The organism is Metabacillus schmidteae, from assembly GCF_903166545.1.
Classification (GTDB): domain Bacteria; phylum Bacillota; class Bacilli; order Bacillales; family Bacillaceae; genus Metabacillus; species Metabacillus schmidteae.
In genome coordinates this window covers 4,185,385-4,199,182 of sequence record NZ_CAESCH010000001.1, presented here as the reverse complement: position 1 = coordinate 4,199,182, position 13,798 = coordinate 4,185,385, and the positions used below count along the sequence as shown (strand labels likewise).

Here is a 13,798-nt window from a genome sequence, read left to right as displayed (position 1 = left end):
TAAGAAAAGATATGGCCTTCCGGCAGTCTTGGTGTTAATTCTTGTTTTTCTAATTCGGTTTATCATATGCTACTATAATTAAAAAACTATGACTTCGGAGGGATGGTTAGTGGGAACATTGTGGTATGGTGGAAGAATTTATACCCTAGAGAATGAAGGAGAAACGGTACAAGCTGTTTTAACCAAGGATGGTCAAATAGTAGCTACAGGAAATACAGAATTTCTTAAGAGAGAGTATGATGGGGAAATAACAGAAGAACATAATCTAAAAGGTTATACGATGATTCCTGGTTTAGTTGATAGTCACATGCATTTAATAGGCCATGGGGAAAAGTTGTTAAGATTAGATTTCTCAAAAATAAAGAGTTCTGCTGAAATGCTTGAAAGTTTAAAGATAAGAGCTGGTAAAGTACCTGAAGGTCAGTGGATTATTGGAGAAGGCTGGAATGAAAATCAATTAGAGGATAATAAAATTCTACACCGAACAGAATTGGACGAGGTAGCACCAAACCATCCTGTTTTGTTAAAACGTATATGCAGGCATGCACTAATTGCAAATTCTAAAGCTTTACAACTTGCGAATATTTCCAAGGAAACAATTGATCCTGTTGGTGGAGTAATTGTTAGAGATGTAGACGACCATCCTACAGGCTATTTACTAGATAAAGCTCAGGAGATGATATTAAACATTGCTCCATTTCCAACATTGGAGGAAATTCAATACGCTCTTGAGACCTCAATAAAAGATTGTTATAAAAAAGGGCTGGTTGGTGGACATACTGAAGATCTTTCTTATTATGGAAGCTTAGAAAATACACTAAATGCATATTACAATGTAGGTAACAAAGGGCTGAAGTTTCGAAGTCATTTATTAGTTCATCATCAAATAGTAGATGAATTTCAACAGAGAAAAAGAGAAGCTCATAAGTTTATCGAATATGGGGCGATGAAAATATTTGCTGATGGTGCTTTAGGAGGTAGAACAGCCTTATTAAGCTTTCCTTATAAGGATGATCCGACAACTTCAGGAGTCGCCATCCATACAAAAGAAGACTTAGAAGACTTAATTAAAACAGCTAGAGGTTTTGAGATGGAGGTTGCTGTTCATGCAATTGGCGATTTAGCCTTTGAGTGGATACTCGAATTAATTGAAAAACACCCACCTAAAAAAGGTCAACATGATCGTCTTATTCATGCTCAAATTTTAAGGCCGGAATTGATTGAGAAAACGAAATCTTTACCTATTATACTTGATATTCAACCTCGCTTTGTTGCAAGTGATTTTCCTTGGGTAATCGAACGAATTGGGGAGGATTATTTAAAAAGCTGTTATGCTTGGAAAACCCTTATAGAAGCAGGGATTCCTTGTGCAGGAGGCTCTGATGCCCCAATTGAACCGGTTGATCCGCTCCTCGGAATTTATGCTGCAATAACAAGGTCAAGTGATTACGAAAATTCAGGAAAATCCTATTTGCCTGAACAAAAGCTTTCTGTATTTGAAGCGGTGGAATTATATACAAAAGGAAGCGCATATGCTATTCACAAAGAAAATAAACGAGGAATGATAAAAACGGGATTTACTGCTGACTTTACAGTCTTTGACCAAGATGTTTTCACGCTTGAGGCTGAGCAATTACTACAAACTAATGTTGTCATGACCATTGTCGATGATGACATAATGTATAAAAGGGGCCGGTGACCGGCCCCTTTTATTTCGGTTTATAAAAACGTTCGTTTCACTTTCTCCCAGAATGAGTTATCCTTTAACTTAACCGTTTTGATCGGTAGCTCACTTAATTTATATTCTAGCTGTTGGACATGGCGAATACTTAATGCTTCATTATCCATTCCGATCACCGGGTAATCGTTTCCATCTTGAACGACTTTAAGAGTTAACTTACGCTTATCACTCAAAATAAAAGACGAACCTAAGGTACGGTATAAGTTGTTATTTAAAGATGCCAGCTCGCTAACTTGTAAGCAAGGAAGCATAGGATCAACAACAGCACCATTAACAGATTTATTATAAGCTGTACTGCCGGTTGGTGTAGCAATTAACATCCCGTCTCCTCTAAATGTTTCAAAGTGCAGATCATCAATAAAAACATCGATGACAAATGTTTTAATAATACCTGAGCGAACGGAACACTCATTTAAACATTTGAATGTCGTGTTATTGTCAATTGTCACTTCTAAAACAGGATACCTTCTAACCTCAATTTGAGATTCATTCATTGCTTGAAGCATTTTCTCCCGATCATCAAGATGGAAGTCACAGTATAGGCTTAAGGTATCATCAATACCAATTCCAACATATAAACAATCCGTTCTGAAATTTGTTTTTCTAACTGCTTGAAGAAACGCACCATCTCCACCAATACTAACAATGATGTTTGCAAGTTTTTGATCCTCTACTACATGAAAATCACTTTCCTTAGCGAAATTGATCAATGATTGAATTTTACCAATCGTGCTTTCATCTTGCTTGTAATAAAAATAAACATTTCGACGGTCTGACATAGTGACTCCTCCTTTAATATGTATATCTCCACTTTTTTCCTGGAAGATGGTACAATACTCTATGTTATTTAGTTTACCACTTTTACAGGATAAAATGTTTGATTCTGCTAGAATAAAGCATAGTATCATTCTAGCTAAATTTAGGGAGGTAGAAAACGATGAATGGTAAACGATGGGGAGCAATTGCAATTGCGGGTGTATTATTTGTATTTTCCATCATTATTAGTTCTACAATGATGTTTTTAAATCAAAGTAAAATGTTCGCTGAGGCTTTTGCGAGTGGAACAGAATTCTCGGAAGATGTAATAGAGGAAGGCTCTGAGTTTAACAAAATTCTCGTTTTAAATGTAAACGGAGTTATACAAGATACAGGTGAAGATGTAACATCTTTCTTTAGTACTGCCGGCTATCAGCATCAAACATTCCTTGATATGATTGAGGCAGCAGGAAAAGATGATGCAATTAAGGGTATCATTTTACGTGTCAATTCCCCAGGCGGTGGTGTAGTAGAAAGTGCTGAAATACATAAAAAGCTTCTGGAATTGAAAGAGTCTAGTAAAAAGCCGATTTACGTTTCTATGGGAACACAAGCTGCTTCAGGCGGTTACTATATTTCAACAGCAGGTGATAAAATCTTTGCTGCACCAGATACATTAACAGGCTCTTTAGGAGTAATTATGCAATCTGTTAACTATGGTGAATTAGCTGAAAAGTATGGTGTGAAATTTGAAACGATTAAAAGTGGGCCATACAAAGATATTTTCTCACCTACTCGTGATATGACGGAAGAAGAGAGAAAAATATTACAAACGATGGTGAACAATGCATATGATGGCTTTGTAGATGTTATCACCCAGGGGCGTCCCCTATCTGAAGAAGAGGTTCGGAAAGTGGCAGATGGACGCATTTATGACGGAAGACAAGCAAAAGAGATTAATCTCGTTGATGATTTAGGTTATTTTGATGATACAGTATCGGCAATGAAGAAGGATTTGAAAATAAAGGATGCAAAAGTCGTACAATATGGGTCTGCTTTAGGTTTTGAGAATTTCCTTTCCATGGGTGCTAGCAAAATATTTAAAGAAGATGCTGAGTTATCTTCACTTCTTCAGCTTTTATCAAATTCAAATTCGCCTAGATTAATGTATTTATATTCTGAATAAGGGGGACGTAACGTGGACAGTACATATGAAGGTCCAAACCAAAATGAAACGGTTGAACAGCATCCTGTTGAAAAGGAAACAATCGTTCATTATCCAAACATGTTTGCTGGATTTTGGATTCGTTTTTGGGCATATCTAGTAGATTTACTTGTAATAGGAAGCGTAAATCGTATTATCATTTATCCCTTATTCAGTCTAATTGGCTTAGATACAAGCGATTCATTCATATTTTCACCAGTTTCTATTGCAACTGCTATCACCTATTTTGCCTATTTTGTCTTTATGACAAAGTTCCTGAATCAGACTTTAGGTAAAATGATATTTGGTTTGAAGGTTGTGTCAAAAGATGGCAGAAATCTAAACTGGGGTACAATTATTTTCAGAGAATTAATCGGAAGATATATATCAAAGATTATTTGGATTGGCTTTTTAATTGCAGCCTTTACACCGAAAAAACAAACATTACATGATATTTTTGCCGACACATTCGTCATCCATGAAAAAGTTTTCTCAAAAGTTGAGAAAGAAAAAGCTGTTTATAACACGAATCCATCTGAAGTATAAAAAATTTGATTATGTTTCTTAAAAACCTGCTATGTATTTAGCAGGTTTTAGTTGTAGACAAAGTAAAAATCGCTAGCCCTTCAGACTGATTGCTAACGCTTGCTTTCGAGGCACGAAGCCTTGTGAGGAGCGGAGTTACCGGGGTTGGTAATGAGCACCGCAGCAAGGTGAGTAACGAAGAAAGCGAGCGTTTGTCAACAGTCTGAAACCTGCTATGTATTTAGCAGGTTTATTTTGTATATATAGAGGTGATAATGAGAAATTGAAAGGATGTGATGAATTTGTACTGGTTTCTAATTATTTTCCTGATAATTTTATTCATTCTATTTCTTATCTTCATCACAAAAATAACGATTATTCTCGATCTGCAGCACATTGGTGATGACGATCATTTAAAAATCAAACTACGTGCTTGGCGGTACATTAAATATACAATCAATATTCCTCTTGTTAAGGTTGATGATGATGCTAATTTAATTCTAAAACAAGAACAAAAGGCTGGTACAGAAGAGTCAAATCGAAAGGTAAAGGAATCTGAAAAAAAAATAACGCCGGAAGAGGAAATGAGAGCATTGCATGATGTGAGAGAAATGCTTCAACATATAATAGGGTTACATAAAATTGTCCGTCGTTTTTTAAAGAAAATAAAAGTGAAACAATTAGAGTGGCATTCACAGATAGGAATAGGGGACGCTGCACATACCGGTATGTTAACCGGTGTTGCTTGGTCTATTAAAGGTGGCGTTGTAGGATTAATCAGTAGTTATATGAAACTTCAAACAACCCCTGTAATGAGTATATCACCAGCATTTAATGTTTTTTGCTCAAGGACAAAACTCAAATGTATGTTTCAGTTTAGAATCGGGCAAGCTATTTTCGCGGGTATTCAGTTCATAAAATATTGGCGAGGAGGTCGTCCTCATTTAAAAAGCAAGCCGTTTTCGTTTACAAATTAAACGTTAGTGACGACTATCTCAAAGATATATGAGCATGACCGGTTAGATATTTCTAAAAGGAGGATACATAATATGAGTGATCATCCAATTCAAGGATTAATGAAAACTGCTATGGAAAATCTAAAGCAAATGATTGATGTTAATACGATCGTGGGGGATCCGGTAGAAACCCCTGATGGAAGTGTCATTCTTACTGTTTCTAAAGTAGGATTTGGGTTTGCAGCTGGTGGCAGTGAATTTAATTCAACAAGCACGGAAGAAAGCGATGGACAAAAGGGACCTAAGCTACCGTTTGGTGGAGGAAGTGGAGGAGGAGTTTCAATTACTCCAATTGCTTTTTTAATTGTTTCATCAAATGGGGTGAAAATGCTTCATTTGGACGAAAGTACTCACTTATATGAGAAAATACTGGAAGCTGCACCACAAGCAGTTGAAAAAATTCAAGGAATCTTTCAGAAAAATAAAAATAATGATTCATCCAAGAGTGATCCTTTAGAAAATACAAGTCCATCTAACAAGCAAGATTTAGATATCTAACTGCCTATGATTAGGCAGTTATTTTTTTGAAAAAAGAAATAATATAGGTAATCATATTAATTGATAAATATGGAAAGCTAGGATATATTAACTCTGTACATATTTTTAAGGGAGGAATTTCGGTATGGCTTCAATTACGTTTAAGAACAACCCTGTTACATTACTTGGAAATGAAGTAAGTGTAGGTAATCAAGCACCTGATTTTTCAGTATTAGCAAATGATCTATCTCCTGTTACATTAGCAAATTCAGAAGGGAAAGTACGTATTATCTCAGTCGTACCATCCATTGATACTGGTGTATGTGATGCACAAACTCGTCGTTTTAATGAAGAAGCATCTAAACTTGCAAATGTAGAAGTTTTAACAATCAGTATGGACTTACCATTTGCACAAAAAAGATGGTGTGCTTCAAATGGGCTTGAAAATGTACAAACATTATCAGACCATCGTGATGCATCCTTCGGTGAAGCATATGGAGTACTTATTAAAGAACTTCGTTTACTAGCTCGTTCTGTATTTGTCGTAGATTCAAATGACAAAGTAACGTATGTTGAATATGTAAGTGAAGCAACTAATCATCCTAACTATGAAGCAGCAATTGAAGCTGCTAAATCAGCTCAATAAGGCTGTACGTGATGCAATAGGAGTACGAGGACTGTCCGTCAAGGGTCAGTCCTTTTTTAGATAGAAAAAAAGAATTGTTTTCATTTATTTTGACTAAAATATGAAGTATGTCTAGAATGGTAAGAGGTAAAGGCTAGGAGGAGTAAATAATGAAAACAATATCGAAAATCGAAAATTTGTTTACAGTGATAAATGAAACAGCAGATTTACTTGCACAAGAGTGTAAAATTTCTTATATAGAGGCATTGGCTGAAACTGGGGAAAACATATTTCAAGGGACAATCCTTCAAGAAAATCTAAGTGAAGTAACTGTAAAAAGCCTTGAGAGAAAATATAATTCGGTTTCTATTAGTACATTTGAAAAAGAAGAAATTCGCAAAGCTTATCAATTAGCTATTTTAAAGGGCTTAAAAGAAGGTGCTCAACCAAATCATCAAATGACACCAGATACTATTGGTTTATTCTTAGGCTATTTAGTAAGTAAATTTATTGGGAATCGTAACGTGCTGTCCATCTTAGATCCTGCAGTTGGAACAGGGAACCTACTAACTGCGATTTTAAATTATACGGCTATAGAAAATACAAATAGCTTTGGTGTAGAAGTTGATGATCTCCTTATTAAATTAGCCTATATAAATGCAAATCTCCAAGAACATCCAACACACTTTTTTAATCAGGATAGTTTAGAAAGATTATTGATAGATCCTGTTGATGTAGTTGTTTGCGACTTACCAGTTGGGTATTATCCAAATGATCTTGAGGCGGCGAAATATCAATTAAAGGCAGATGAAGGGCATTCATATTCACATCATTTGTTCATGGAGCAAAGCATCAATCATATAAAGGCTAATGGGTACCTTTTCTTTATTGTTCCTAATTCATTATTTGAAACAAAAGAAGCGCCTAAATTGAATGAATATCTGAGAGAAGTAGCAATTATCCAAGGGTTTATTAAATTGTCATTATCATTATTTAAAGATGAAAGACACGGTAAAAGCATCTTAATCCTACAGAAAAAAGGACCGGAAGCAAAAGCGCCTAAACAAGCAATGCTTGCAGAGCTACCAAAGTTTTCGAATGTAGATGCGATGAATTCCATTATGAAACAAATTGATCAATGGTTTAAGGAAAATAAATAAAATGACTGAGACTCATGTATACTTGAGTCTCTTTTTTAGTGAAACCGTATACTTTTCCTTCGCAAAAGAAATACCAAACCACTTAATTTATCAGTCAAATTAATTGAATAATACAAATTTTAGCTGTAACCGATTGCATTTTTATCAAGTTCTTGAAATGTCGAAAAGGCAGTGTTTAAATGGAAAAGGCAGATAATAATCAGAGACATTTTGTAGACAATAAAAATGTATAGAAAAAGAACAAGAAGTTAATTTTAGAAGAAATTCTAATAGAAATCCTCTCAATTAATTTCGTAATTTACTGATCGTTTTACATATAAATATTTGTTGTTGACGACAGTTGTTTAAGATGAAAAGGAGCGAAACCAGATGGCAAAAATTATCGCAATCAATGCAGGAAGTTCATCATTAAAATTTCAATTATTTGACATGCCGAGTGAAAAGGTTCTAACAAAAGGCTTGGTAGAAAGAATCGGTATTAATGACTCTGTATTTAGTATTTCTGTTAATGATGAAAAACAAACAGAAGTAACAGACATTCCTGATCATGCTGTTGCTGTTAAAATTTTATTATCTAAATTAACTGACCTGGGAATTATTAAATCCCTGGATGAAATTAATGGAATTGGTCACCGCGTTGTTCATGGAGGAGAAGTGTTTAATGACTCAGTATTAATTACAGATGAAACACTTCAAAAGATTGAGGAGTTATCTGATTTAGCTCCACTTCATAACCCAGCTAATGTTGTTGGAATTAAAGCATTCAAAGAAGTTTTACCAAATGTTAACGCAGTAGCTGTATTCGATACAGCCTTCCATCAAACAATGCCGGAACAATCATTTTTATATAGCTTACCTTATGAATACTACGAAAAATACGGTATTCGCAAATACGGTTTCCACGGCACTTCACATAAGTATGTATCTGAACGTGCTGCTGATATCTTAGGCAGACCAGTTGAGCATCTTCGTTTAATCTCTTGTCATCTTGGTAATGGAGCAAGTATTGCTGCTATTGAAGGCGGAAAATCAATCGATACGTCTATGGGCTTTACACCACTTGCAGGTGTTGCAATGGGAACACGTTCAGGTAATATCGATCCAGCATTAATCCCATTTATCATGGAAAAAACAAATAAATCAGCTGACGAAGTACTGGATATTTTAAATAAGAAAAGCGGTATTTTAGGTATTTCAGGTTTATCAAGTGACTTACGTGACATTCACAAAGCGGCTGAAGAAGGTAATGAGAGAGCGAAAACAGCTTTAGAAGTATTCGCTAGCAGAATTCATAAATACATTGGCTCTTATGCTGCAAGAATGTCAGGTGTTGATGCTATTATCTTTACTGCAGGAATTGGTGAGAACTCAAGCGATATACGTGCACGTGTATTAAAGGGCCTTGAGTTCATGGGTATCTATTGGGATCCGTCTTTAAATATGGTTCATGGAGAAGAAGCATATCTTAGCTATCCACACTCTCCGGTAAAAGTATTAGTAATTCCTACTAACGAAGAAGTTATGATTGCACGTGATGTTGTAAGATTAGCTCAATAATAAATAGAAAGGCAACTTTTTAGGTTGTCTTTTTTCATGAAAATTAAGGCATGTGCATAAACTTTGTTGTTTAAACACATGCCTATTAGAATTAGTAAAATCAAATTTTATAAAGTTTTCACTCTTTATCATTAATACTTAACACCTACAAACTTTAGTTTATTTTTTTCATTGCCCCTTTCTACAACAATTTTCTTCACTTGAGAAATAGCATCAATCATCCCATTTGCTTTTATGACAATCTCATCCGTACCAATTGTAAAGATAAACTGTTTCTTCATGAATAGAACACTCCCTTCAAATGTTAACTTGTGAACATGATAAGATAGAACAACCATCGCTTTCTAGTTGATTGTCAGGTTTTGTTCCTGGTTTTTCTTGTCGAATGTGATGGGTTTGTAACAAAATCTTCAAAAATGGCTTATAGAAGTAGATATTTCAATGACAAGGCCTTCTTATGATATGATGAAGCTAACTAGTTCACCAAAATATACCTTTTATAGATTGAAAAAGGAGACATGTGGATGGATAGCATAGAACGTGAAAAAGCAATCTTAAAGGAATTAGAGTTGTGGGAAAATGAATTGCAAAATGATTCCCGTACAGATTTTCAACGAACCTATAGTCGATGGTTAAACCGAAAACTGGAAGATATTCCAGTCCGATTAAAACAGGTGTTTTACGAAAAAGTAGATACAAGTCTGTTTAATTTACATTCTGTTATCCAAAATTCCTTTATTCAACAAGATGCAAAAAACAAATCATCTTATCTGCGCGAGCTCTGAATGAAAATATTAAAGAAATAAGTGATTTGCATCTTCTCTCCGTTGACCAGCTTCATTATTTAGCTGATTTACAAACTTCAAAGCACCGACTATATTCATTTCTGCAAGGGGGCGTGACAGGGACTGGAGGAATCCTCCTGATCGGTGCTGATATTCCGCTGCAGACAATATTAAATTTACGTTCTATTCAAATGATCTCAATGTGTTACGGGTTTGAAATTAATAATCCATATGAGATGATGACATCTTTGAAGGTATATCATGCGGCATTAATGCCAAAGCACTTACAATATAATCAGTGGGAAGGATTAAAAGAAGAAATTCATTCAGATAATCAGATGAACTATTTTTACGAAGGTAATGAGGACTTAGCTGATGTGAAAAGTCTGGAATATATTTTAAAGCAAATCGCCAAGCTTTCTGCTTTATCTTTGTTTAAACGTAAATTAGTTGCTGGTATTCCGGTTGTGAGTATGGTAATAGGTGCTGCAAGTAACTACCATTCAACTAGACAAATTACTGAATTTGCTAATAAATTTTATCAATACAGACTAATTACTGAAACAACACAATGAACAATTGGAGGGTATTATGAGTACGTTAGAACATAAACTGGAAGCTCCTAAACAAGTTAGATGTAAAGTGATAACTGTTAGTGATACAAGGGATAAAGATAGCGACAAAAGTGGTCAACTTATTAAGGGATTCTTAGAGGATCAAGGTCATATTTTGATCGATTATAAAATTGTACGTGATGAGAAGACATTAATTCGAAGTGAGATTTTAAAAGGATGTGAAACAAAAGAAATTGATGTTGTTTTAACAAATGGTGGAACAGGAATAGCTAAACGGGATGTGACTATTGAAGCGGTTGAATCATTAATTGAAAAAGAAATTCCCGGTTTTGGAGAACTATTTAGAATGCTAAGTTATCGTGATGATATTGGATCTGCTGCAATCCTCAGCAGAGCGATTGCAGGAGTGTCGATGGATACAGCTGTTTTTGCCATGCCGGGATCATCGGGAGCTGTTAAATTAGCCATGGAAAAGCTCATTTTACCTGAGTTGGGACATATCGTAAGAGAAATTCGGAAAGATATGTAAAAGAAGGTTATTAACACAGTAACCGGTTCCGTTTACTATCGCAAGATGCAGAACTTTATGTATATAGGAATGGTCCAGTTCAAAAAACTGGACCATTCCTTGTATGTGCTGAAAAATTATATATTTATATCCATTTATGTATCGATTTTTTTAAAAAAGCGATAAAAGCATACGTAAAAAAGAATGTGTATGCTTTTACATAGAGAGACAGTATAAAAACATTCGCGAAATTCAGAAAAAGGTAAAAACGATACTGAAAACGGCCGAAAATGTAAGAATTAACCATAATTGTATTGGATTTTTTGAAAATAGAGATAAAAGCATACGTAAAAAAGGAATGTGTATGCTTTTACATAGAGAGACAATATAAAAACATTCGCAAAATACAGAAAAAGGTAAAAACGATACTAAAAGCAGCTGGAAATGTAATAATTCTCCACTAGTGTATCGTTTTTAAATAAAAAAAGAGATAAAAGCATACGTAAAAAAGGAATGTGTATGCTTTTACATGGAGAGAAGTATAAAAACATTCGCGAAATACAGAAAAAGGTAAAAACGATACTAAAAGCAGCTGGAAATGTAATAATTCTCCATCCGTGTATCGTTTTTAAATAAAAAAAGAGATAAGTGCATACGTAAAAACGGAATGTGTACGCTTTTAATAGATAGACAGATTAAGTCCGTATAATTGTGTAAAAAGAAAAAGGGTTCATTTTATTAACTCTTGGCTACAATGTTTTCAGCGACGATAAACATTGAAAAGAGGAATAAAATGACCCAATTACAGTTTAACCTAAATATGGAAGTTTTAAAAGATTCAGTTATGAATTCTAATATGGAGACGGTTGTGAAGTCAGCTATTGTTTTGGTATTAAATGAATTCATGGAAAAGGAAAGAGATGATTTTCTCCAGGCTAGTCCATATGAGCGCTCTGATGAACGTCGTGATTACCGTAATGGGTATTATGAGCGAGACCTGACGATGAGTATTGGAAAGATAAAACTGCAGGTCCCAAGGACTCGTAATGGTGAATTCTCACCTTCGGTTTTTGAGAAGTACGCTCGGTGCGATCAAGCCTTAGTCCTGTCCATGTTGGAAATGGTCATCAATGGTGTTTCCACTAGAAAGGTTACCCATATCGTAGAACAGCTTTGTGGAGAAAACATCTCTAAATCTTTTGTTTCATCTTTAACTCAAAAACTAGATCCCATAGTCAATGATTGGGCTAAAAGGCCTTTAAACATAATCTATTATCCTTTTGTTTTTGTTGATGCAATGTATATTAAAGTACGTGAACATCACCGTGTTGTCTCTAAAGCAGTTTATATAGCCACTGCTCTCACTGATAACAACAAGCGTGAGATCCTTGGTTTAACTGTAGATCATACTGAAAGCTATGATAGCTGGAGTCAGTTTTTCAAACAACTTAAATCACGTGGCCTTCAATCCCCTAAGCTAGTCATATCTGATGCACACCAAGGATTACAGAAAGCTATACAACGTGAATTCATAGGCACTACTTGGCAAAGGTGTAATGTCCATTTCAAACGTAATATCATTGAAAAATTGCCTAAAAAGGATTCAGTTGAAATTCGTACAATGATTAAACGTGTATTCGAAGCAGTAACTATTGAAGATATTAGATTATTTAAAGATGAGTTAATGAGTAAATTTGCCACTAATTCTAAATACGAAAAGGCACTTCAAATATTAGATGAAGGGTTCGAAGATACCATTCAATACATGAATCATCCAGTATCAATTCACCCACATATCAGAAGTACAAACTCTCTCGAGCGATTAAATCAAGAGGTACGAAGAAGAGAAAAAGTAATACGCATTTTCCCTAATACTCAATCTGCTTTTCGGCTAGTAGGAGCTGTATTAATGCAGTATCAAGAGACTGTATACTCAAAGAAAAAATCTTAATTTTGATTGTAGATCCTATTTTTTTCAAACTTCCATCATGGAATTATTTCACAATCAGCAAAGGCTATCAAAGTGAAAAGAGTCTTTGACAGCCTTTGCTGATTGTGAGGTTATAAGTCCATGGAAGTTCGCAAAAAAAAATGTAAGGGGAAAGACTAACCCCAACTATCTTAATAGGTTGAAAACATTGTATAGGAATTTACACAATATCTAGGACTTGACTGATAGACAGTAAAAAATCATTCGGAAAATATGAAATAGAGTCAAATTATCTACAAAATAAAAAATGACTAACAAAACAGTGTTCAATCGATGGTCATTTCGTATTAATTTTTATTCTTTAAGAAACCCTTTACCATCACATTCTTCTCTTTTTGATTTCTAAAATTAGGGGATAAACTAATTTTTAATTATGAATCTTAGTATTTGTAATATGCTGTGTCGTTCGAAACCAAATCCACAAATCATTGATAATGGAAGCAAGTTCAGAAATTTCATGATTTAATTCTATTGAGCGATTAAAATCTTCTTCGTTGTTTAACGCTTCCTGCCTAATGTTAATTTCACCTTCCAACTCCCTGATTCGATCCGGTATATGCCCGCGGATTGTTTCCCATTCTGTTAATATTCTATTTTGAGTCTGAACACTATAGGTCGTCCATGTATTCGACACTTGAGGAATTCTTATTTTAAGTCTAGGATCAAAGGCAAAGTATTCGTTCAAATTTCTTCCTCCATTCTGATCTTTCCTTATTTTACAATACCTCTATAAATTGATCTACATCACAAAAATGAAAAAAATGAATAAAATATAATTAAATTTAATTTTTATACAAATATTCTGCAAAAATATACAATTTTTCTATTGACGAAATAGGGATACAGTTGGTAAAGTGGTACCTATACAAAAGATGTATT

At 34.6% G+C, this 13,798-nt stretch carries 15 protein-coding genes; 12 read left to right on the top strand and 3 right to left on the bottom strand.

Going from position 1 to position 13,798, the window contains the following annotated elements; all coding sequences use genetic code 11:
- Positions 1–109: 109 nt before the first annotated feature.
- Entirely contained in the window at positions 110–1,699 is a 1,590-nt protein-coding gene (locus tag HWV59_RS20595; RefSeq protein WP_175639912.1) for an amidohydrolase, read from the top strand.
- Positions 1,700–1,719: 20 nt separating this feature from the next.
- Here the strand turns inward: HWV59_RS20595 and HWV59_RS20590 are convergent, their stop codons facing one another.
- A complete protein-coding gene (locus HWV59_RS20590) occupies positions 1,720–2,520 on the bottom strand; it encodes an NAD kinase (protein WP_102230676.1) in 801 nt (266 codons plus the stop codon).
- A 158-nt stretch (positions 2,521–2,678) separates the two neighbouring features.
- Between HWV59_RS20590 and sppA the strand changes: the two genes are divergently transcribed.
- The 7 genes from sppA (at position 2,679) to HWV59_RS20555 (ending at position 9,061) form a co-directional block, all read left to right on the top strand.
- The gene (gene sppA, locus HWV59_RS20585; protein WP_102230677.1) at positions 2,679–3,683 is read left to right on the top strand and encodes a signal peptide peptidase SppA; all 1,005 of its coding nucleotides are present in this window, start codon (positions 2,679–2,681) and stop codon (positions 3,681–3,683) included.
- 12 nt (positions 3,684–3,695) lie between these two features.
- Positions 3,696–4,247, top strand: a complete 552-nt coding sequence (locus HWV59_RS20580) for an RDD family protein (RefSeq protein WP_235991783.1) — start codon at positions 3,696–3,698, stop codon at positions 4,245–4,247.
- 275 nt (positions 4,248–4,522) lie between these two features.
- Complete coding sequence (locus HWV59_RS20575; protein WP_175639911.1) at positions 4,523–5,203, top strand: DUF2953 domain-containing protein; 681 nt, start codon at positions 4,523–4,525, stop codon at positions 5,201–5,203.
- A gap of 72 nt (positions 5,204–5,275) precedes the next feature.
- Positions 5,276–5,740, top strand: coding sequence for a GerW family sporulation protein (gene ytfJ / locus HWV59_RS20570; RefSeq protein ID WP_102230679.1), 465 nt, complete (start codon positions 5,276–5,278; stop codon positions 5,738–5,740).
- 124 nt (positions 5,741–5,864) lie between these two features.
- Positions 5,865–6,365 carry a thiol peroxidase gene (tpx, locus tag HWV59_RS20565; RefSeq protein ID WP_175639910.1) on the top strand — a complete coding sequence of 167 codons (501 nt, stop codon included), beginning with the start codon at positions 5,865–5,867 and terminating at the stop codon, positions 6,363–6,365.
- A 149-nt stretch (positions 6,366–6,514) separates the two neighbouring features.
- Positions 6,515–7,504, top strand: a complete 990-nt coding sequence (locus HWV59_RS20560) for a class I SAM-dependent methyltransferase (protein WP_175639909.1) — start codon at positions 6,515–6,517, stop codon at positions 7,502–7,504.
- Between the two features lie 369 nt (positions 7,505–7,873).
- Positions 7,874–9,061 carry an acetate kinase gene (locus tag HWV59_RS20555; RefSeq protein WP_102230682.1) on the top strand — a complete coding sequence of 396 codons (1,188 nt, stop codon included), beginning with the start codon at positions 7,874–7,876 and terminating at the stop codon, positions 9,059–9,061.
- Positions 9,062–9,192: 131 nt separating this feature from the next.
- On the opposite strand, the gene HWV59_RS20550 is transcribed toward HWV59_RS20555, so the two are convergent.
- Positions 9,193–9,342, bottom strand: a complete 150-nt coding sequence (locus HWV59_RS20550; RefSeq protein WP_175639908.1) for a hypothetical protein — start codon at positions 9,340–9,342, stop codon at positions 9,193–9,195.
- A 243-nt stretch (positions 9,343–9,585) separates the two neighbouring features.
- On the opposite strand from HWV59_RS20550, the gene HWV59_RS20545 reads away from it, so the two are divergent.
- The 4 genes from HWV59_RS20545 (at position 9,586) to HWV59_RS20530 (ending at position 12,880) form a co-directional block, all read left to right on the top strand.
- Positions 9,586–9,846, top strand: coding sequence for a hypothetical protein (locus HWV59_RS20545; RefSeq protein ID WP_175639907.1), 261 nt, complete (start codon positions 9,586–9,588; stop codon positions 9,844–9,846).
- A complete protein-coding gene (locus tag HWV59_RS20540; RefSeq protein ID WP_328824341.1) occupies positions 9,822–10,421 on the top strand; it encodes an EcsC family protein in 600 nt (199 codons plus the stop codon). Before HWV59_RS20545 ends, HWV59_RS20540 begins: the two co-directional genes overlap by 25 nt.
- A 16-nt stretch (positions 10,422–10,437) precedes the next feature.
- Complete coding sequence (locus HWV59_RS20535; RefSeq protein ID WP_102230684.1) at positions 10,438–10,950, top strand: MogA/MoaB family molybdenum cofactor biosynthesis protein; 513 nt, start codon at positions 10,438–10,440, stop codon at positions 10,948–10,950.
- 772 nt (positions 10,951–11,722) lie between these two features.
- Positions 11,723–12,880, top strand: a complete 1,158-nt coding sequence (locus HWV59_RS20530) for an IS256 family transposase (RefSeq protein WP_175639905.1) — start codon at positions 11,723–11,725, stop codon at positions 12,878–12,880.
- Positions 12,881–13,286: 406 nt separating this feature from the next.
- Here the strand turns inward: HWV59_RS20530 and HWV59_RS20525 are convergent, their stop codons facing one another.
- A complete protein-coding gene (locus HWV59_RS20525) occupies positions 13,287–13,604 on the bottom strand; it encodes a hypothetical protein (protein ID WP_175639904.1) in 318 nt (105 codons plus the stop codon).
- Positions 13,605–13,798: the final 194 nt, after the last annotated feature.